The sequence below is a fragment of the Arthrobacter sp. BG5 genome (genome assembly GCF_056680155.1).
This window is the reverse complement of the sequence record NZ_CM155268.1, coordinates 3,183,329-3,204,458: the sequence shown is the minus strand read 5'-3', so window position 1 is coordinate 3,204,458 and position 21,130 is coordinate 3,183,329. Positions and strand designations below refer to the sequence as shown.

11 protein-coding genes and 1 tRNA gene are annotated in these 21,130 nt (G+C 68.7%); 1 reads left to right on the top strand and 11 read right to left on the bottom strand.

The features are described from left to right. Window positions 1-9 precede the first annotated feature (9 nt). The 10 genes from AC1MBE_RS14735 to AC1MBE_RS14690 all read right to left on the bottom strand — a co-directional run bounded on the left by AC1MBE_RS14735 (window position 10) and on the right by AC1MBE_RS14690 (window position 17,645). Complete coding sequence (locus tag AC1MBE_RS14735) at window positions 10-1,317, bottom strand: SufS family cysteine desulfurase (RefSeq protein WP_479779243.1); 1,308 nt, start codon at window positions 1,315-1,317, stop codon at window positions 10-12. 735 nt (window positions 1,318-2,052) lie between these two features. Then, window positions 2,053-4,695: a helix-turn-helix transcriptional regulator gene (locus AC1MBE_RS14730; RefSeq protein WP_479779242.1), complete on the bottom strand. Its 2,643-nt coding sequence runs from the start codon at window positions 4,693-4,695 to the stop codon at window positions 2,053-2,055. 60 nt (window positions 4,696-4,755) lie between these two features. Then, entirely contained in the window at window positions 4,756-7,491 is a 2,736-nt protein-coding gene (locus tag AC1MBE_RS14725) for a helix-turn-helix transcriptional regulator (protein WP_479779241.1), read from the bottom strand. Between the two features lie 224 nt (window positions 7,492-7,715). Continuing rightward, window positions 7,716-10,403 carry a helix-turn-helix transcriptional regulator gene (locus tag AC1MBE_RS14720; RefSeq protein WP_479779240.1) on the bottom strand — a complete coding sequence of 896 codons (2,688 nt, stop codon included), beginning with the start codon at window positions 10,401-10,403 and terminating at the stop codon, window positions 7,716-7,718. Between the two features lie 10 nt (window positions 10,404-10,413). Further along, window positions 10,414-13,083 (bottom strand): helix-turn-helix transcriptional regulator, encoded by a 2,670-nt coding sequence (locus AC1MBE_RS14715; RefSeq protein WP_479779239.1) that lies wholly within the window; start codon window positions 13,081-13,083, stop codon window positions 10,414-10,416. A 266-nt stretch (window positions 13,084-13,349) separates the two neighbouring features. Beyond that, window positions 13,350-13,937, bottom strand: a complete 588-nt coding sequence (gene pth, locus AC1MBE_RS14710) for an aminoacyl-tRNA hydrolase (RefSeq protein WP_479779238.1) — start codon at window positions 13,935-13,937, stop codon at window positions 13,350-13,352. 99 nt (window positions 13,938-14,036) lie between these two features. Then, window positions 14,037-14,663, bottom strand: coding sequence for a 50S ribosomal protein L25/general stress protein Ctc (locus tag AC1MBE_RS14705; RefSeq protein ID WP_479779237.1), 627 nt, complete (start codon window positions 14,661-14,663; stop codon window positions 14,037-14,039). A 224-nt stretch (window positions 14,664-14,887) separates the two neighbouring features. Further along, entirely contained in the window at window positions 14,888-15,868 is a 981-nt protein-coding gene (locus tag AC1MBE_RS14700; RefSeq protein ID WP_346960591.1) for a ribose-phosphate diphosphokinase, read from the bottom strand. Window positions 15,869-15,873: 5 nt separating this feature from the next. Further along, window positions 15,874-17,364: a bifunctional UDP-N-acetylglucosamine diphosphorylase/glucosamine-1-phosphate N-acetyltransferase GlmU gene (glmU, locus tag AC1MBE_RS14695; RefSeq protein ID WP_479779236.1), complete on the bottom strand. Its 1,491-nt coding sequence runs from the start codon at window positions 17,362-17,364 to the stop codon at window positions 15,874-15,876. Window positions 17,365-17,573: 209 nt separating this feature from the next. Continuing rightward, window positions 17,574-17,645: transfer RNA gene (locus AC1MBE_RS14690), tRNA-Gln, on the bottom strand. A 199-nt stretch (window positions 17,646-17,844) separates the two neighbouring features. Between AC1MBE_RS14690 and AC1MBE_RS14685 the strand changes: the two genes are divergently transcribed. Then, complete coding sequence (locus AC1MBE_RS14685) at window positions 17,845-18,444, top strand: TetR/AcrR family transcriptional regulator (RefSeq protein WP_479782635.1); 600 nt, start codon at window positions 17,845-17,847, stop codon at window positions 18,442-18,444. A 769-nt stretch (window positions 18,445-19,213) separates the two neighbouring features. Here the strand turns inward: AC1MBE_RS14685 and AC1MBE_RS14680 are convergent. Next, window positions 19,214-21,043, bottom strand: coding sequence for an ABC-F family ATP-binding cassette domain-containing protein (locus AC1MBE_RS14680; RefSeq protein ID WP_479779235.1), 1,830 nt, complete (start codon window positions 21,041-21,043; stop codon window positions 19,214-19,216). Window positions 21,044-21,130: the final 87 nt, after the last annotated feature.

Sequence of the window (21,130 nt, the reverse complement as noted above, 5' to 3'; positions counted from 1 at the left end):
GTGCCGTCCTCAGGCTTGAAAGTATCCGCGGACACCGGCGACGGCGTCGAGGAACGCGTCGACGTCGTCCGTGGTGTTGTAAAGGTAGGTGCTGGCCCGGGTGCTGGCCGTGATCCCGAGACGGCGGTGCAGCGGCTGGGCGCAGTGGTGCCCCACCCGAACCGCGATGCCGCGGCTGTCCAGGAACTGCCCGACGTCGTGCGCGTGCACCCCGGCGACGTCGAACGCGGCCAGACCGATCCGCTTCTGCCCGGCGGCCGGACCCAGCACACGGATCCCGGGGATGCCGGCGAGGCCTTCCACGAGGCGCTGGCCCAGCTGCGCCTCCCAGGCGTGGATCCGGTCAAGGCCCGTCTCACTCAGGTAGTTCGCGGCCGCGGCGAGGGCCACGGCCTGCGAGATCTTCTGGGTGCCGGCCTCGAAACGCTGCGGGCTGGGCAGGAACGCGGCACGCTCCATGGTGACGGTGGTGATCATGGAACCGCCGGTCAGGAAGGGCGGCATGGCATTGAGCAGTTCCGAGCGGCCGTAGAGGCCGCCGATCCCGGTGGGGCCAAGCATCTTATGCCCGGAGAAGACGGCGAAGTCCACGTCCAGCGCCTTGACGTCGAGGGCCAGGTGCGGCGCGGACTGGCAGGCATCAAGCACCACAAGGGCGCCGGCGGCCCGGGCAAGCGCAACCAGCGCGGCCACCGGGTTGATGGTCCCCAGGACGTTGGAGGCGTGGGTGAAGGCCAGCACGCGGGTGCGCGCGCCGATCAGGCCGGCGGCGGCGTCGAGGTCCAGGGCCCCGGCATCGTCGACCGGGATGAACTTCAGGGTGGCGCCGGTCCGTTCCGCCAGTTGCTGCCACGGAATCAGGTTGGCGTGGTGCTCCATCTCGGTGACCACGATCTCGTCGCCGGCGGCGAGCGCGAAGCGGGCGGCCTCGGCCGGGGCGCCGGGCAGGGAGGCGTTCAGGAACGAGTAGCTGAGCAGGTTCAGGCCTTCGGTGGCGTTGGACGTCCAGATCAGTTCATCCGCCCCCGCTCCGATGAAGGCCGCCACGGTTTCACGCGCATCCTCGAAGGCTTCGGTGGCTTCCACCGCGAGGTAGTGCGCGCCGCGGTGCACCGCGGAGTTCCGCTGCTCGTAGAACTCCTGCTCGGCTTCCAGAACGCTGAGCGGGTTCTGCGAGGTCGCCCCGGAGTCCAGGTAGACCAGCGGGTGCCCGTTGACGGACCGGTGCAGGATGGGGAAGTCGTTGCGGATCCGCATGACCTCATCATTGCCCAGCGCCGTGGCTGAACGGAGGAGATGGGCTGGTGTGGCAACCATGGGCTGAAACTCCTGGGTCGGTCGTCGCTGCGGCGTAGCGCGTTGGCCGGCGGGGGCCGGTTCCTATTACGTCACACAGATTAGACCTAATTGTCCCACGTTCCGACGGCACCAGGTGGCGGGGTGCCGGCGCCTGGTCCCGGGACCAGATCCCGGGACGCCGAAACGCCCCGCCGGCGGGCCGTCTGACCCGGGCGGGGCGTCGATTCCAACGACTGCCTCTACTGCCTCTTCTGCCTCTTCTGCCTCTTCTGCCTCTTCTAGGGTGCCGGCCCGGTGTCCTCGCCGGGCTCCGGCAGTTCCCCATCTTTCAGTGGTGCAGACCGATAAAGGGAGCCGGCGGCGGCTGGGGGGAGAGCCTCGGTCTCAGAAGGCTCTGACGCCGCCGGCTCCGTCTTTGGGGTACGGCTGCCGGTGAAGGCACCGTACGGTTTCCAACGAAGGAAGTCGGGTTGGGAGGTGTCGACGCGGCCATGGTTTCCGCCTGGCTGCTGCGGCTGCCCGCAGTCGGGTTCCTCCCCTAGTCTGTTTTCAGTTCTGGGCTGTTGTTACTAGGTTGAGTCCCTGGGTTTGGTTCTTGCTGATTCGTTCCCGGGACTGACTCAAGTCAATCGCGGGGGCCCGATCTGCACACGAGTAGGATTTACCCGACTTCTTCCGCCACGGGCGAGGCTGCACTACTTGGGCATACTCGCGCGGCGTCCGAGTACTGCTCGGGAGACGCAGGTCCGCGCGTCACGGCGGCTGGAGATCCTTCTGGATTCCCACGAGCTCGCCGCGCCGGCTGATGCCGAGCTTTCCGAAGATCCGATAGAGGTGCCCTTCGACGGTCCGCTGCGAAACGGTGAGCTTGGCAGCGATTTCCGCGTTCGTGTCACCGCCCGCCACCAGCTTGACGATCTCGGACTCCCGGGCGGTGAGAGCGGCATGACGTTCGCCGTGGACAATGTTCAAATGGCCGGACATGCCGGCCGCGACCATCCGGTGGTGCACCTTGCGCTGCACCGCCGTGAGCTTCCACTTTTCCGGATCGTTTTCCAGCAGCCGTTCGGCCTGCTGGGCGGCCTCGAGCGCTAAAAGCAGGTGTCCGGCGCTCGCGGCCTGGTCGCTGATCGCCATGAGTCCGCCCGCATCCGCGGCGGTCACGGCGAGCGCGTAGGCACCCAGCAGGCGCCCCTCGGGCACGTCCACGCTGCTGGCGCCGGCAGCCAGGCCTGCGGCAGCCGCAGTGTCCCCGCCGCGGAGGGCGAGCCGGCGGATGTCAGTTTCAATGGCGCGCAGTCCCTGGCGCTGCGCCTCGTCCGCGAGGCGGGCCAGCTCCCGCCGCGCGTCGCCGGTGTCCCGGCCGGAGGCTTGTTCGGCGGCGGTGCAGTAGGCCTCTGCGAGGAGCCGAAGCGTTTCCGGGGCGCGGTAGTCGGCCCTGCGGAAGGCTTGCGCCTGCTCCGCGGCGTCAGCTGAATGCCCGACGGCGGAGGCGGCGTAAGCCGTGATCGCGCGGGCGAAGGCGGTCAGTTGCCAAGGGTCGGCGATCAGAAGTTCTTCGACGCCGAGCAGCAGCTCGGCCAGGCTTTCGGGGACCCGTCCCTGCCGCAGCCGGGAGTATCCGCGCATCACGTGCAGCAGTCCCCCGCTGTACAGCAGCCGCGATGGCAGCTTCGAGGAATAGTCGTCCAGGACCGAGGCGAGTTCTTCCCATTCTCCGGACCGGATCAGGCTCAGGCAGTACCGGGCCAGCACGTCCTCGTAGACGAGCGGTAGTGCCAGCCCGTCCTCACGCACCCCGCGCCATGCCTCCCGGCTGAGACCGAGTCCCGCCAGCACCCTTCCCTGGGCGTTCCAGATCGCGGCAAGGCGGGACACTGCCGGGATTCGGATGTCCGGCTCGCTTTCGGCGGCGGCAACGAGCTCCTGGAGCCCGTTCTCCAGTTTGGCCAGCCTGCCCTCCCAACTGTCCAGCAGGAGGCCGGAGGCGCGGCCCACGGTGGGTGCCGTCCCGGCCTGCCGGTCGGGGCCGCCGGATGCCGGTTCGCCGGTGCCCGGCTCGCGCGGCACCTCGAGGCCTGCGGCCGCGGGGCCGAGCCTGGCGGCCAGGAGGGCGGCAAGATAGGACCCGCGGCCGTACTGCAACGGCTGCGCGGTCTCCAGGTCGGCGGCCGCGTCGTCGCGACGGCCCAGGATGTAGTGGGCGTAGGCCAGCTGGATCCTGGCCTCCGACAGGAAGGGGCCCTCGCCCACGGCACCCGCGGCGCGGAGCGCGGTCGCGGTGTCCAGTTGTACGTTGGCCTGTGTGGCTGCCTCCAGCAGCTCCGGGGCTGCCGGCTCCGCACCGGAATCCAGCGACCAGCGCAACTGGTTCAGGAAGGCGTCCGGGAGCACTGTACCTACCCAGGGAAGGGCCAGCAGGCTCGACCGGAGGCTAGCGCTGCGCCCCGCCGGGACCCGGCGCCGGATGATCTCGCCAATCAGCGGACTGGCGGGCCTGACGATGCGGTCCAGGTCCCTGGAGACGGTGATGATCCCGGCCATTTCGAGGGCGTCGACGGCGCGTGGGCTGCTAAACCGGAGAATCTGGCCCAGCGACAGCGGGCCGGCCAGGGCAACAACGGCGGCGGCGGTCTTTTCCTCCGGTGCCATGGCATGGACCTGGTGGTCCACCAGGTCTGCGGCCGGAACGTCGCCAAGCTCCGGCGGAGCCAGCAGGAACCAGGTCCCGCGGCGCTGTCCGATGGCACCGGTGGTCCGGGCGTGCTCGATCAGGGACATCAGCATAAACGGGTTGCCCGCGGTCAAATTGGCGAACAGTTCGCTCACCCAGGGAGAAACATCGGACCGCAGCACCTGCTCGCAGAGCTGGTGCACCTCGGCCCGGCTCAGGGGTGCCAGGTCGAATTTGGAGATGAGGCCGTCGCCCCACAGCGCAAGGAACTCTTCAGGGACCAGCGGACCGGGCCGGGACGCGGCGAGCAGCCGCGCCGCGCCGGTAGCTACCGCCTGGGCGATCAGCTGGATGGTCCCCCTGTCCAGGTTTTGGGCATCGTCGATCACGAACAGCGCCAGGGCAGGCTCGGACCTGAGGCTGGCGGTCACTGCCCCAAGCACGGCCGCATAGGAATCAAGGTCGTGGTCCGGAAGGCCCGCCAGGTACGGCGTCAGCGCCCCGAACCGGACCGACGCGAGCGCCGGAGTCGCCGCGAGCCGGATCACGGTTCCCGGCGGCCGAAGTTCCGCCAGCACGGCCTTGACGACGACGGTTTTTCCCGACCCCGCACCCCCGATGATCAGTGCGCCGGCCCGGCCTTCGTCACGCAGGCAGTGGACCACATCCTTGACGACGCCGGATCGACCGATCAGTGCGGCGGCATCAGTCAGGCTTTCCACGGAGGGCTCCTCCCGCCGGCGTCGGCCGCATCCGGCACACCGGGTCTGTCACTTTCCCGGTCAGCCGATGCGGGCGCTGGCCGCCGGTGCCGAGATGACATCCTTCAGCTCCGAGCGGCTCGCGACGTGGAGTTTTGAGTAGACCTGGTAGAGGTGGCCTTCGACCGTGCGGACCGAGACGTGCATCTGTTCAGCGATTTTGCGGTTGGAGGTTCCGGCCGCGGCCCGGACAGCCACTTCGCATTCGCGTGCGGTCAGGGTCGAGGTGGTCAGCGAATGCAGGCCGTTTCCCGGGCTTCCGAACCTGTCATCGAGAGACTGTTCGGTGCGCTGCGAAATGCGGAGCGCGATCCGGTTCCCGGCTTCATTGGCGCAGAAAACCGCCCGACGGGCGACGTCGCGGGCAAACACCGCGTTCCCGGCGGCGTCCGCGTCTTTGGCCACGGCCAGCAACTGCTCGCTGGCGCCGTCCCTTACCCCGTCTGCCAGGCGCAGGCAGAGCTGGGCGAACTGCCCGGTGACCTGGGTGGCGAGGCCGGCAAGCTTCTGGCACAGCTGGCGGTCGCCAAGCCGGGCCGCCGCGGACAGGAAAAGCAGTCCCATGGCCGGGGCGCCGGCGTCCGCCTCGCTGCCCGCTTCGGCGACGAGAGTCCGGATGGCGGCCGCGCGCTGGCCAAGTTCGGCCAGCGCGCAAAGCTCGAAGTAGCGTGTCACCCGGCCCACCAGCCAGGAGCTGTGGCGTTTCGGCTGCGCCGCTTCGGCGAGCAGCAGGCTGGCTTTTTCCTCATCGCCGGCGAGCCCGGCGGCGTAGGCACACGCGGCCGTGGCCAAGCCCGCGAGGCCCTCGGGGTCGAGGGCCCGAAGCTGCCACATCCCCGCCTCCAGCAACGGAACAGCACTGTCCAGGCGCCCGGCATGGAGATCTATGACGCCCTGCCCGATTTCGAACATCCCGCCGAGCCGGGCCTGCGGCTCCGCGGTGCCGGAGGCGGCTGCAATGAAGGCTGACGCCTCCCGGAACTTCGCGGAAAGCAGCAGCAGGAGCAGGAAGCGGCCCCTGATGTCGCGCACCGTGCGGTCGGCCAGCGGAACGGTCGCGGCCGCGGCGATGATCTGCTTACCCAGTGCCATGGCGCCGAGGACATTTCCACTGACTGCCATGGTTTCGCAGAGCAGGCTCGCGGTGAGGATTCCGGTTTCGGTGCCCAGATCGGGCTCAAGATCGGCCCTCACGGCGAGGACGTCGTCATAGCGGCCTTCGAAGGCCGCCAGCTTGATCTCGGCCAGCCGCACCTGCCCGCGGGCCCGTTCCACCGCGGCCGAAGCGTCAGCGGACTGCGCGGAGAGGCGCTCCCGGACCAGCTCCAGCCGGGCCCTGGCCTGGGCTGCGGCGGCCGGGCTGCGGTGGTCCATTTCAACCCGGAGCAGTTGCAGGGTAACCCACTCGGCCAGCGGATATTCCTCACCCGCGGCCCCGTCCAGGCCCTGCAGGAGGCGCCGCGCGGACTCCTTGTTGTTGACGGCGAGGTGGGCCTGCACGGTTTCCACGGCCGCGCCGGCGAGCGCCGCGCAGCCGTCGATTTCGTGGATGAACCGCAGCGCCGAGGTCGGATCCGAGGCGTCGTTGGCCAGATGGGCGGCAGCAAGGGCGGTTTCGGCGTTGATCCGTTCCCCGCAATCCAGTGCCCAGGCGATGTCCGTGGCCCGGCCCGGTTCCGACTGCCCGGTATCCGGCAGCACGGCCGTGAGCCGGCGCCGAAGTTCCGCGCTGCGTCCGGGCGGAACCACGCTGGCCACGATGGCCGCGGTGACCGAGTTGACGACGCTGACCATCGGCGGGTGGTCGTGGCTGACCTGGATGAGGGCGCGCTCCTGGAGGTTGTCCATGTCCTGCGGATTGAAAATTCTCATCAGCGTCTGCAGCGGGACGGCGCCGGCGAGCGCCAGGAGTTCGAAGACGTCCCGCTGTCCGGGGCTGAGCCTGTTCAGCCGCGCCTTGACGACGTCGCGCACCTCCCCGGTCAAGGTGATGGGACGGCCGTCGAGGATCCATGCGCCGTCCCGCCGGACCACCGTGCCGAGCTTGATTTGTTCCCGCGCCAGCGAGTGCAGGAAGAGTGCGTTCCCGCCACTGGCGCTCCAGAGCGCCCGGGCAGCCGCATGCGAGAAGTGTCCGCGGTACTCCTGGTTGAGCGTGGCAGCTGTCTCGGCGAAGTCGAACGGCTCCAGGTCCACGCGGCGGAGCAGGTCATCCTTCCAGAGCCCCATGATGTCGCCGCCGACATGGTGAAGGTCAACGCAGGCGGCCAGCAGCCTCACATGGCCTCCCGCGCTGAGCTGGGCCACCATCATGCAGGACAGGTCGTCAAGGTCGTTGACGTTGTCCACGAACAGGACGACGGCACGCCCCTGGGCCCTGCTGTGCAGCAAGTGCGTCAGCCCGCGCAGCACCATGAGGGGGTGTTCCAGGTGGGAGGCATCCAGGTCGTTGAGCAGGACGCTCAGCGCGCCGTACGGGAGTTTTGAGGCAATGGAACTGCCCCGTACCTGCACCACGAGGTAGTCATCGCCCAGCCGCTCCAGGGCGCGTTGGGCGATGAAGGACTTGCCCGCCCCGTGCTCGCCAGCGAGGATGACGCCGCAGCCGGCACCTGATGTCAGCGTTTCGACAATGTCCGAAACGGTCTGCTGCCGGGTGAATGGTTCGTCCCGCCGTCCCTGGGATGGCCGGTGTGCTGGTGAAATCGCGTCCGTTTTACCGCTGCCAGCAGGCACGCCGGCTTCTTGCTGAAACATGGGAGAGACCTTCGCAATCAATGTTTGACCAGTGATAGCTCCACGCTATGGACTAACCTCCGCGAAGGCATCCGTAGGTAGTACTCGATTACGTGCGGGTACTGTTCCGGTCTCTACGTGGCTGTACTCGGAAACCATCGGGCGCCCGGGGGTGGCAAACCAAGTAGTCGCCAGGGGTCTTCAAGTGCCGCCGGGGTGTTTCGCTGCGGCTAAAAGGGAAACACCTACTCCGCGGCCACGTTGCGGAGCTCATCGCGCCCCTTGATGTTGAGCTTGGCGTAGCTGCGGTAAAGATGGCCCTCGACGGTCCGGACCGAGACCTGCAGCTCGGCAGCGATCTGCCGGTCGCTGAGGCCGCGCAATGCCAGCGCCACGATGTCACGTTCCCGGCGGGTCAGCAGTCCGAGGCTGTCGTCCTGGCCCGCCGGCTCTTGGCCGGGGAGGCTCTCGGCCCGGTCCCGGCAGCGCTGCCGCTGCGACGCTGCCACACGCTCCCGCAGCGTGTCGCCGGCCGCACGGTAGGCAGCGGCAGCGGCGTCGTACGCCAGCGCGGCGACGCCCCAGAGTTGCGCCTCTTCGCAGACCTTGGCAGCGTCGTTCAGCTCGGCGGGCTGCCCCGTCTCCAGCGCAGCGGCGTAGCCGCAGACGGCTGCCGCCCGGCGGCCCTCCAGCAGCGGCCCGAGTTCGCGCAGCCTTACGGCCGCGCCCTGGTCGCCCAGGGCCAGCCTGAAGCAGAGCGCATCGAACTCCAGCCCCGCGGTGTTGCGGCCGACGTCGGGCCGTCCCAGCTGCTCGAGCTCCTTCGACGCGCTGCCGTGGCCGTCCAGCCGGGCCTTGCCGTACACCACGGCCATCTGGGCGAGCGTGCGCAGGTAGCGGGACACAGCCGGCCGGGCCGATTCGTAGTCCGACAGGAACTCCGCCGATTTCTCCCTGGCGCCGGCATCGGCGGCAGCGGCAAAGGCCATCGCCGCCGTCAGGGAAAACAGCTGCTGCGGGTCGGCGACCCGCAGCGCTTCAAGAGCCGCACGCAGCGTCCGTTTGGCCTCGGCTGCCCTGCCCTGGTACAGCAAAATGATGCCGGTGGCCGCGTGGACCCCGCCGCCGAAGGAGATCAGGCTGGGGCCGAAAGCCGCCACGAATCCGCCCAGCGCTGATTCCGCCGCGCTCCAGTCACCGCCGTGGATCAGCGCGGTGACGGCACGGACGGCCAGGAAGTCGGAGAGGAAGTACAGCTCCCCGTGGTCGGCGCCGGCCGCGCCAAGGGCTGCGGCGGCCGCAGCGTAGGCGCTGTCCGGCTTGCCCTGCACCAGCAGTTGCTCCGCTTCAAGGGCCAGCCGGAAGGCCTTCTCAAGGTTGTTGGCCGGCCCGTCAGCGTCCCCGTCCGGCCCATCAGCGTCCCCGTCGGAAGCCCCGCCGTCGCCCCCGGCGAGGGCCAGGACCATGCTGCGGATGGTCCGCAACCGGTCCCTCGTGGCGGCCAGGATGCCTTCGGCGTCGCCGGGATTCTCCCTGGCCAGCCGCTCCCCGGCGGCCAACAGCGCGGTGGCCCGTTGCATGATGTCGGCCGGTGAGTGCCCCAGCGCGGACAGGACCGCAGCCCACAGCAGGGACCCGGTCAGCAGGCCGGAGACCGTCCGTCCCTTGGCGAAATCCGCCTCCAGGATGTCCCGTGCGGCCGCATGGTTTGAGGTGTTGTAGTACGTCCGCGCTATCACCGAACGCGCAGCGAGCTGCAGCTCCGGGTCCTTGACCTGGGAAGCGGCCTTGCGGGCCAGTTCGTCTTCGAAGAGCCGGCTGGCCAGCACCGCGGCCCGGAGCAGCTGCCGGTCCTCGACCTCGACGCCGCATTCCATGGACCAGCTCACATGGCGCAGGAGCCCCTCAGCCGAAGCCGGTTCCCGGTCCATCAGCCGCAGCAGGCCTTGCCGGAGCTGGAGGCTGCGAGCAGGGGAAATCAGGTTCCGGAGGGTGTCGCCGTACACCGAATGCCACAGCCGCAGTTCGGGGTCGGGCGCGTCGGAGACCCTGATGAGTTCCTGTTCAATCAGGCCGGCGACGGTTGCCTCGTCCACCATGGCTTCAATCAGGCGCCTGGACACCGGTTCGGCCAGCGCCACGAGGTTCAGGGCCTTCCGTTCCTGGGCGGAGCGCCGCAGCAGCTGCCGGCGGACGACGTCGGTCAGCCGTTCCCCGTGGCTGTTCAGTTGCCGGGTGAGCAGCCACACCCCATTGCGCTGCAGCAGCGTTCCGTCGCTTTTCGCATCGTCAACCAGACAGTTGAGCAGCAGCGGGTTCCCGGCGGACGCTTCCCAGAGGACCTCGGCGACGGCCGGCAGGACCTGGGGTCCCAGCTCGTGCGCCAGGAGCTCGGTCGTTTGTTCCTTGGTGAGCGGGCGCAGGTCGTGCCGTTCGGCAATCCCCTCGAACCAGAGCTGCAGGAGCGGCTCCGGCAGCCCCGGCCGGGCCGCCGCACCGACGAGCAGTTTGGCCCAGCCCGCGGCCGCGAGCTCCACCAGGACACCGGCCGTCGCGTCGTCCAGGTCGTGGGCGTCGTCGACGATCAGCAGGAGCGGCTTCTGGGTCGCCCGCCGCTCCGCTTCGAGGTAGCTCCAGAAGATCCGCAGCACTGCCAGCTGGGAAGTTGCATCCTCCACCGGCAGGTCCACGATGAAGGGCGCCAGCACCCCGTACGGCACATGGGTCAGGGCCGGGCTGCCGTGCAGGCGCACCGGCGTCACCTGGCCGTCAAGCGCCGCGGCGACAGCCTCCATCAGCTTCGACTTGCCGATTCCGTGGTCGCCGAGCAGCAAAACGGCGACGTGGGTGCCACCCTGGAGGGCCTCCACCGCCGAACTGACGTCCTCGGTGCGGCCGGTCAGGGCGCGGTGCTCCTCATCGGCGGGGGTCACCGCGCGGACCCTAGATGAGTCCAAGCAGATCACTCCGTGACGATACCCCGAGCTTGGTGAATACCTGGTACAAATGCCCCTCCACCGTTCGAACCGAAATACCCACTTCCAGGGCGATGTCCTTGTTGGTCACTCCGTTCCCTGCGAGGGCCGCGATCTGCCGCTCCCGTTCCGTCAGCAGGGGCCCCTTGCTCCTGGGCACGATCGGCAGCGCCGGCACCGATTCGGACAGGGATTCCAACATGGTGTGGGCCGCGGTCGCGCTTCCTGCCAGCCCGGCGGACTTGGCAAAATCGAACGCGAGCGCCGCGCACCGGGCCTGGACGGCGTCGAGCTCCAGGGCGGCGGCCAGGCCGGCGGCCTCAAGCATCGTGGCGGGGTCCTTCTTCCGGCTACCCACCGCCACCACCCGGGAAAGCTCCGCAAGGGGGCCTTGCCGGTGCGCGGCGATGTCTTCCATGAACTGGAAGTCCTTGGCGGTGCCGTTGACGGTGGCGCCCAGCATGCAGATGCCGGCCAGCGTGTAGCGGCCGTTCCGGTAGTGCCGTTCGGCGGCCTGGACCAGCCGGTCCTTCGCCCCCGGGTCGCCCAGCCACCGGGAGGCCATGTCCATGCAAAACTCGGCCGAGCTGCTGACCACAAAACGTGCCGGCCCGTCCGCCGACCGTGCGCGGTCCAGGTACACGGTGGCCTGCACCGAGTTCCCCATCTGCGCGTAGGCGAAGGCCGTGGCGGCGTAGGCCTGCCGCAGCGCATGCAGGCTGGTCCTGACTTCCAGCTGGGCGATCGCGGCCAGGAGCGGGTCTAGGGCCAGGTGCCCCCGGCCCGCGTAGACATAGGCTAGACCGACGGCGAGGTCGGTGGCGGCGCTGCCGGAATGCAGGCCGTGCCCGGCCCGGCCGCTGGCGTCCTTGAGCATGTCGATGCTCTGCCGCCACTGGCCGGAGAGCAGCAGGACGTTGAAGGCCCGCCAAGCGAAGTTTTCGCGGATCCGCGGGACGTTGGACCATTCGCCCAGCTTGCCCCCGATGTCGCGCATCAGCTCGCGCGCCTCAACTTCCTTGCCCGTCACGCACAGGGCTTCCATCAGGATGATCGAGGTCCGGAGTCGGTGGACCGGGTTGATGGCGTCGGCGTCGGCGGCCGTTGCGGCGGCCCGGAGCCGGTCCATCATCGGCTCGTAGTCGCCAATGAAGGACAGGTAGTTGAACTCGCACAGGTCCAGGCAGAGCCCCGCGCGGGCCAGGACCCTCGTGCCGGCCGGTTCCCCGTCCCGGGTGAATTCCTGCAGCCTCAGCCGGGCCTGGCGGATGAGTTCGGGGACCTTCCCGCAACGGTCCTCCAGCCACGCCATGCAATCGGCCCTGGCCGCGACCAGCTCGGCAAAGGCCTCCGGCCCGAGCCGGTTGACCTGCGCATCGGAGACGTCGTCGAGGGAGGACATCGCCTGGAGCGGAAGCCCCAGCTGCAGGTACGCGGCGGCCTTCTGCAGTTGTCCTTCCGCCCACTCACTGTCCCCGGAGCTGATACTGCCGGCGCATTTGAGCGCAAACTTCGGGTCGAACAGGCGGACGGCGGCCTGGGCCGCGGCCAGCGCATGGGCCGGCGCCAGCTCGGCATGGCAGTCGTGCGTCCACGCCGCGTAGGCAAGCAGGTCCTCGACTGTGAGCTCCGCCAGCTGATCTTCCTGATGTCCCGGGACCTTGTCGCGCAGCTCCAACCGGCGCTCCACGCTGAGCCAGTTCCGGACAATATCCCCCAAATACCGGTCCCCCAGCGTAACGAAGTGCCGGTCGGTGCGGTCGACGACGATCTGCCCCGCCTCTTCCATGTCCGCTATCAGCCCGGGGCCGTACATCCTCGCCAGCCGGGACAGGGACATGGAGCGCGCGCAGGAGAGGACCTCGATGACCTCGCGCGCCTCCGGTGACTCCCTGGCGTACCGCGCCCTGACGATATCCTCCAGGGCGGTCCTGCCGTCCAGGACGACCTCGTCGACCAGCGTCCACACCGAGCCGGACAGCACCAGGTTGCCCCGTTCGATCTGCTCGGAGACCACGGCCTGCAGCAGAGTGGGGCTGCCACCGACGAGTTCATGCAGCTGCGAAGCCAGGGCCGTCGAGACCCGGTGTCCGAGGGCGGCCTGGAGCACCTGCTGGGTTTCGATCTCGGTCATGTTCGCGAGCCGTACCTCGGCCAGCTGGCCGGAGGTGATGAGCCAGTAGAAGTCGGGCGGCAGGTCGGTGGTGCGCTGCGCGGTGGCGACCAGCTTGGCCGTGCCGGTTTGCAGCAGGTTGAGCAGGACCCCGGTGCTTTGTTCGTCCAGGGGGCCCGCGTTGTCCAGCAGGATGATGCACTTTCGTCCCGCGGCGTCATTGCGGATCAGCGAGGTGATGCCGTGCAGGATCGCGGTGGGTGATCCGAGGGCGCTTTGCGGCAGCCGGGCCAGGGTGAACGCCAGGCATCCGTAGGGTGTGGCTGAGCCTGAGCCGGTGGTTCTCAGCTGCAGGGTGTAGACGTCGGGACCGAAGCCCGCGAGGGCACTGCGCCCGACCAGGGATTTTCCTACGCCCCGATCCCCCGTGATGACCACACCCATGCTGTCGGGTGCGGTGAGGGCGTTCCGGACACGGTCAGCGTCGGCACCACGTGCCAGTCCCGACCACGCGTGTCTGCTCACCGCCCCCGCGGCCTCTTGGACTTCGGCAGGTGCCAATGCAATGGAAACATTCCCCCAGCCCAGTGAATCCCTCGACATACAGTTTCCTCTTACCGCTCTGCGGACGGCAATCCCCAGCCCGTCCGCCTAGAAGTAGCGTAACCCTATCCCCCGACAACAGAGTAGACAGATCATAACGGCATGGCCGGACGCTTGGAAAGGAAATCCGGTCCGTGAGATGGGCGGGCGGCGTCCGGGTCCCCGCCGTCGGGGCCCGGAGGCGGGGGTTACTGGGCCTTCGCGGGGTGGAACTTTTGCTGGGCTGACTGGAGTCCGTCGCGCACCAGCGCCTCGACGGCGTCGGCTGCCTCGTCGATCAGGAACGGCAGTTCTTTCTTCTCCGGCGTGGCGAAGTCCCGCAGCACAAAGTCAGCGGTGTCCATCCGGCCCGGCGGCCGCCCCACGCCCACCCGCACGCGCAGGTAGTCCTTCGTTGCCAGCGCCTTGGAGATGTCGCGCAGCCCGTTGTGGCCGCCCTCGCCGCCGCCGATCTTGAGTTTGACCGTGTTAAAGGGAATGTCGATCTCGTCGTGGACGGCAACGACGTGATCCGGCTCGATATCGAAGAACTTCGCCAGCGCGGACACCGGGCCGCCCGAGACGTTCATGTAGCTCATCGGCTTAGCCAGCACCACCCGGGGGCCGCCGATGCCCAGCCTGCCTTCAAGGACCTGCGCCCGCGACTTATGCGATTTGAAGCCGCCGCCGACCCGGTGCGCCAGTTCGTCGAGCACCATCTGGCCGACGTTGTGCCGGTTGTGGGCGTACTCGGAACCCGGATTGCCGAGGCCTACGATCAGCCAGGTGTCAGTCATGGATCCATCCTTCATAGCGGCGCGGGGCGCGGGGCGCGGGAGCGAAAACGACGGCGGCCGGGCCCCGTAGGGACCCGGCCACCTGAGAATACGCCGGAATTACTCGGCAGCAGCCTCGGAGGACTCTTCGGCTTCCGCGGCTTCGGCGGCCGGGGCCTCGGCGCCGGTCTCTTCTTCCTCGAGAGCGATTTCGACGGCCTCGGAGACGTTGACGACCAGGGCTTCGGGGTCGGTCAGCAGCACGGTGCCCTTCGGCAGGACCAGGTCGGCCGCGTGGATGTGCTCGCCGGCAGCGCGGCCTTCAATGCTGACCTCGACGGCGGACGGCACGTGGGTGGCCTCGGCCTCAAGCGAGACGGTGGTCATCTCGAGGTTGTGGACGTTGCCGGGGGCAACTTCACCGGAGACGTGGACGTTGACGTCCACGGTGACCTTCTCGCCCTTGCGGACGGTCAGCAGGTCCAGGTGCTCGATGATCTGCTTGATCGGGTTGCGCTGGATGTCCTTGACCAGCGCCAGGTGCTCTTCACCGTTGATGTCCAGGGACAGCAGGGCGTTGGCGGTGCGGACGGCCAGGGTGGTGGCCTTGGCCGGGAGGGTGATGTGGATCGGCTCGGCGCCGTGGCCGTAGATGACGGCCGGGATCAGGTTGGCCATACGGGCGCGGCGGGCAAAGCCCTTGCCGAATTCGGTGCGTACTTCTGCTGCGAGCTTCTGCTCAGCCATGGGTGTCTCCTCAGGGACTAGCGGTGTTCAGCAAGGGCGGAGGTCTGTCAGCGACCTTCAACGCCGGGCGGCCGGGCCGCCCTTCCGAAGGGAGATTCAGACCCAGTCGATAACGGAGACCAGCTGTCCGGCTGTCAAAGCCGGCGCTCTCCCTCGCCAAGGTATCGGAACGAGTTTAGCAGTGCCGGGCCCCGTCGCGAAAACGGGGCCCGGCAGGGCGGCTGCTACGCGTTGCCGTCGAAGAGGCTCGTGACGGAGCCGTCGTCGAACACTTCGCGGATGGCCCGGGCGATCAGCGGTGCGATGGAGAGCACGGTGAGCTGCGGGAAGTGCTTGCTCGCGGAGATCGGCAAGGTGTTGGTGACCACCACTTCGCGGGCGCCGGATTCGGCGAGGCGCTGCGAGGCCGGGTCCGAGAACACCGCGTGGGTCGCCGCGATGATGACGTCCTTGGCGCCGGCGTTCTTGAGCACCTGGACGGCGCCGGAGATGGTCCCGCCGGTGTCGATCATGTCGTCGATCAGCACGCAGGTGCGGCCTTCGATCTGGCCCACCACGGTCTTGGAGACCGCCTGGTTGGGCACCGTGAGGTCGCGGCTCTTGTGCACGAAGGCCAGCGGTGCGCCGCCGAGGCGTTCGGCCCACTGCTCGGCCACGCGGACGCGGCCGGTGTCCGGCGAAACGACCGTGATCTTGTCGGAGCCGACGCGGGTGCGGATGTAGTCCGCGAGGAGCGGGATCGCCATCAGGTGGTCCACGGGGCCGTCGAAGAAGCCCTGGATCTGCGAGGTGTGCAGGTCCACACTCATGATGCGGTCGGCGCCGGCGGTTTTGTACAGGTCCGCGACCAGGCGGGCCGAGATCGGCTCGCGGCCGCGGCCCTTCTTGTCCTGGCGGGCGTAGGGGTAGAACGGCGAGACCACGGTGATGCGCTTGGCGGAAGCCCGCTTGAGCGAATCGATCATGATCAGCTGCTCCATGAGCCAGTTGTTCAGCGGTGCCGGGTGCGCCTGGATCACGAAGGCATCGGTGCCGCGGACGCTTTCGCCGGCCCGGACGTAGATCTCGCCGTTGGCGAAGTCGTAGGCGTCCAAGGGCAACAGTTCGGTGCCCAGCTCCTTGGCGATTTCGCGCGCCAGCTCCGGGTGTGCCCGCCCGGCGGCAAGCACCAGCTTCTTCTCCCCGTGTGCCGTAATTTCGCTCATGTTTGCTAGCCCTCTTCTGTCGATGCCGGAGTACTGGAAGATGTTGAGGTGGCGCCGGCGGCCTCGGCCAGCGCGGCGGAGATGGAGCCCGGGCGGTGCGACACGACCCAGCCCTCGGAGTTCCGCTGCTTGGCCAGCGACAGCGCCAGGGCGCCGGCGGGCACGTCGCTGCGGATCACGGCGCCCGCGCCGCTGTACGCGCCGTCACCGATCTGGACCGGGGCCACGAACACGGTGTTGGAACCGGTGCGGACACCGGAGCCGATCACCGTGCGGTGCTTCTTCTCGCCGTCGTAGTTGGCCGTGATGTTGCCGCAGCCGATGTTGGTGTCCTCGCCGATCTCCGCGTCGCCGGCGTAGCCGAGGTGGGAGAGCTTCGAGCCGCGGCCGATGGTGACGTTCTTTGTTTCGTAGAACGCGCCGATCTTGCCGGTCTCGCCCAGGACGGTGCCGGGGCGCAGGTAGGTGAACGGGCCGACGCTCGCGTTGGCGCCGATCGTGGAGCCGGACCCGTGGGTGCGGACCACCTTGGCGCCCTCACCGATCCGGACGTCGGTCAACGTGGTGTCCGGGCCGACGACGGCGTCGCGCGCCACGGTGGTGGCGCCGTGCAGCTGGGTGTTGGGCAGCAGGCGGACATCCTCGTCGAGGGTCACCGTGGCGTCGATCCAGGTGGTGGCCGGGTCGACGACGGTGACGCCGGCGCGCATCCAGGCCTCGACGATGCGCCGGTTGTGTTCCGCGCCGAGGGCGGAGAGCTGCACGCGGTCGTTCGCGCCTTCAACCTGCCAGCGGTCCTCCGTGACGACTGCGGCGACCCTGCCGCCGGCGGCGAGGGCCAGCGAGAGGACGTCGGTGATGTATTTCTCGCCCTGGGCGTTGTCGGTGGTGACGTGCGCCAGGGAGTCGCGCAACGCAGCGGCGTCGAAAGCGTAGATGCCGGAGTTGATCTCCCGGATCTCGCGCTCGGCGTCGCTGGCGTCCTTGTGTTCGCGGATGCCGGTGACGGTCCCGTCCGCGCCGCGCAGGATGCGGCCGTAGCCGGTGGCGTCGTCGAGGACGGCGGTGAGCACGGTGACGGCGTTGCCGTCGGCCTCGTGCACAGCGACCAGCTCGGACAGGAGTTCGCCGGTGAGGAGCGGCACGTCGCCGTAAGTGACGACGACGGTGCCGCTCAGCCGGCGCTCGGGGTGAAGCGCGTCGAGGGCTTCGAGGGCGGCTTCGACGGCGCGGCCGGTGCCGGGGACGTCGTCCTGGTCGACGATCAGTGCCTGCGGATCGATCTCGGCAATGTGCGAGGCGACCCGCTCGCGTTCGTGGCGGACCACCAGGGCCAGCTCGCGCGGCCGGAGGGCACGGGCGGCGTTAAGGGCGTGGCCAACGAGGGAGCGTCCGCCGATTTCGTGGAGGATCTTGGGGGTACGGGACTTCATCCGGGTACCGGCACCTGCAGCTAGGACAATGACGGCGGCGGGGCCGGTGTTCTCGGGGCTCACGTACGGGCTCTCCTTGCTCAGTAGCCTGACTCAGTGCCACTGCTCGGTCGATCTCAGTTGACCCGTGGGCGACAGCCAGGTGGTCCACCTCGTTGCCGGCGCCGCGTGTCCGTGCCGGACCGCATTCCGGTCGCGGCATCCTCTTCATCCTACTGGACTGCCGCAGGACCGCGTCCGCCGGGACCGGTCCTGCCGGCCGCGCGCGGCAGTTCCGCCCATAGGACTCGAACCTATACTCCACGGCTCCAAAGGCCGGGGTGCTGCCATTACACCAGAGCGGACCGTGCCAACGCATCAAGCCGGTGGCACAAGAGACAATTCTGCCACGAAGGATGTTGCTCGTGCGACTCAGCAGCCGGGCGGGCGGCGACGGCCGTAGGGCATGATGGTGCTGTGAGCAACAGCGCAGGCGTGTCCGGAGGGGCGGACCACCGCACCGGCAGGCCGGTGCGGGCTCCGGGCTACATCCCCAGGACGCGGATGACCGGGCCGCAGCGCCGCATCCAGCTGATCGGCATCGGGCGGGCACTCTTCGCACTCCGCGGCCTGGACGGGACCACCCTCGAAGAGATCGCTGCTGCAGCCGGCGTCTCGAAGCCGGTAATCTACGAGCACTTCGGCTCCAAGGAAGGCCTCTACACCCAGGTGGTGGAGTACGAGTTCCGGATCTTGCTCAACTCCATCAACGATGCGCTCTCCGGGGAGGCCAAGCCGCGCGTCCAGGTCGAACGGGCTGCCCTGGCACTGCTGGGCTACATCGAGGACCGGACGGACGGGTTCCGGATCCTGATGCGCGATGCCCCGCCGTCGCAGCCCGAAGGCGCGTTCTCGACCCTGCTCTCGCAGGTGACAAAGCGGGTGGAGTACATCCTGGCCGACGAGTTCGCGCACCGCGGCTTTGGCTCCGCCGACGGCGCCATGTACGCCCAGATGCTCGTCGGCATGGTGGCGATGACCGGGCAGTGGTGGCAGGAAAGCCGGACCCCGGACAAGCGCGAAGTCGCCGCGCACCTGGTCAACCTCGCCTGGAACGGCCTCACCGGCCTGCAAAAGGACCCGGAGCTCCGCAGCGAGGCCTGAGTCTGCGCGGCCAGTCCTGAGCCCGGCCGGCTGTCATTCGGTGAGTCCGCGAAACGGCCATCCTGCGCGTGCTCGCTCGTTCCTCGCTTAGACGCACGCTTCCGGATAACCGTTTCCCGGCCTCACTCTGAGAAAAGTGCTCCTGCGGAAACGGATTGGCGCCGGGCAGTAGCCACAACGCCCAGGACCCTCTCCCAGCAGACAGGCAGCAACAGAACTTCGCGGGACATGCCCTCCCCTGGCCGCGGGCAGTGGACATATGGGCAATCTGCTCATTCCTGAGCCCAGACGCTGGGCATGTCCCCTAGTCCTGGAGGGCGGGAAGAAGCATGCCCATTCCTCGGGACGCGAACAGGGCACGCCCAGCCGTCCTGGTCCGCGGCCACCCGAGGGACATGCCCTCCCCTGGTCGCGCGCAATGGACATACCGGCACTATGTTCCTTCCTGAGCCCGGCCGCTGGGCATGCCCCCTAGTCCTGGAGGGCGGGAAGAAGCATGCCCATTCCTCGGGACGCGAACAGGGCATGCCCAGCCGCCCTGGTCCGCGGCCACCCGAGGACATGCCCTCCCGTGGCCGCGGGCAGTGGACATATGGGCAATCTGCTCATTCCTGAGCCCAGACGCTGGGCATGTCCCTTTGTCCTGAGGGGTGGGAGGGGGCATGCCCAGTGCTGAAGCCACGGACGGGCATGTCCCGCGGTAACGCAGGCGCCGGCGCGGGCGCGGGCGCCGGCTGCGGCACCCAACCCGGCGCCGGCGCGGGCAGAGCTACTCGCCGAGGACTTCGAGGGCCTCGAGCCATTCGAGTTCGAGGGCCTCGCGTTCGGCGGCGAGTTCCTGGAGCTTGGCGTTCAGGGCTGCGAGCTCGTCGAACTTGGAGGCGTCCCCGGCACCGGCCGTCATCTGGGCGTGGATCTTGTCCTCCTGCTGCTGCAGCTTGCCCAGCTGGCGGTCGATCCGGTTCTTGGCCTTGCGGGCATCCCGCTTCTCGGCCTCGGACGGTCCGGCGGCGGCGGGGGCCGACGCTCCGCCCGCGGCGGTGACCGGGTTGCCGCCGCCGGTGATGGTGGACCCGGCCAGCGCCGCCTCGCGCAGCTCCAGGTACTGGTCCACGCCGCGCGGCAGCGCCCGGATCTTGCCGTCGCCCAGCAGTGCCATCTGGTGGTCGGTGACGCGTTCGAGCAGGTAGCGGTCGTGGCTGACGACGACGAGGGTGCCGGGCCAGCCGTCCAGCACGTCCTCGACGGCGGCCAGGGTGTCCGTGTCGAGGTCGTTGGTGGGCTCGTCGAGCATCAGCACGTTGGGCTCCCCCACCAGCAGGCGCAGGAGCTGGAGCCGGCGGCGTTCGCCACCGGAGAGGTCCTTGACCGGAGTCCACTGCTTCTCATTGGTGAAGCCCAGCTGTTCCACGAGCTGTCCGGCGGTGAATTCCTTGCCGCCGACATTGAACGAGCGCTTTTCCCGCTCTATCACCTCGATGACCCGCAGGTCCGAGACGTCGTCGAGTTCTTTGACCTCCTGGGTCAGGACCGCAGTGACCACCGTCTTGCCCCGCTTCACCTTCCCGGAGCTGGGCTGGATCTCGCCGTTGAGCAGCTTCAGCAGCGTGGTCTTGCCGGCGCCGTTGACACCCACCAGGCCCAGCCGTTCACCAGGGGCGAGCCGCAGCGTGATGTTGTCGAAGAGCTTCTGCCCGGCGTCGCCGCCGAGAAAGTCGAGGGAAACGTTCTCGAGGTCCAGGACGTCCTTGCCCAGCCGGGCGGTGGCCATCTTGCTCAGCGCCGTCGAGTCGCGCGGCTCGGGGACGTCCGCGATCAGGGCGTTGGCCGCCTCGATCCGGAACTTCGGCTTGGCCGTGCGCGCAGGGGCACCGCGCCGGAGCCATGCCAGTTCCTTCTTCACCAGCTGCTGGCGCTTGCTTTCCATGACCGACGCCGAGCGGTCGCGTTCGGCGCGGGCCAGCACATACGCGGCGTAGCCGCCGTCGAACGGGTCCATGATGCCGTCGTGGATTTCCCACGTCTTGTTGCAGACTTCATCGAGGAACCAGCGGTCGTGGGTGACCACGAGGAAGGCGCCCTGGTTGGCCCGCCAGCGGGTCTTCAGGTGCCGGGACAGCCAGGCGACGCCTTCGACGTCGAGGTGGTTGGTGGGCTCGTCGAGCATAATGACGTCGTGGTCCTCGATCAGCAGCTTGGCCAGCGCCACGCGCCGCTTCTGCCCGCCGGAGAGTGCATGGACGTTGGCGTGCCAGTCGACGTCGGACACCAGGCCGCCCATGACTTCGCGGATCTGGGGGTTGCGGGCCCATTCATAGTCTGCCTGGTCGCCGACGATCGCGGCACCGACGGTGAGGTCCCCGTCGAGCACGTCGCTCTGGTCCAGGTAGCCGATATTGACCTCGCTGCGCTTGGTCACCCGGCCGGAGTCCGGGGTGGAGCGCATCGCCAGCAGTCGCATGAGGGTCGACTTGCCGTCACCGTTGCGGCCCACCATGCCGATCCGGTCGCCTTCTTCAAGGCCGAGGGTAATGCCATCGAGGACGGTACGGGTTGCGTACGAGACCGTGAGGTTCTCGCCGCCGAGCAGGTGTGCCACTGGGAACTGCTTTCCTAGAGAAAATTACTGTTGAGCGGGGTTCGGCGGACCCGGGCCCGGGATGCCGGGCGGATCACGACCACAATC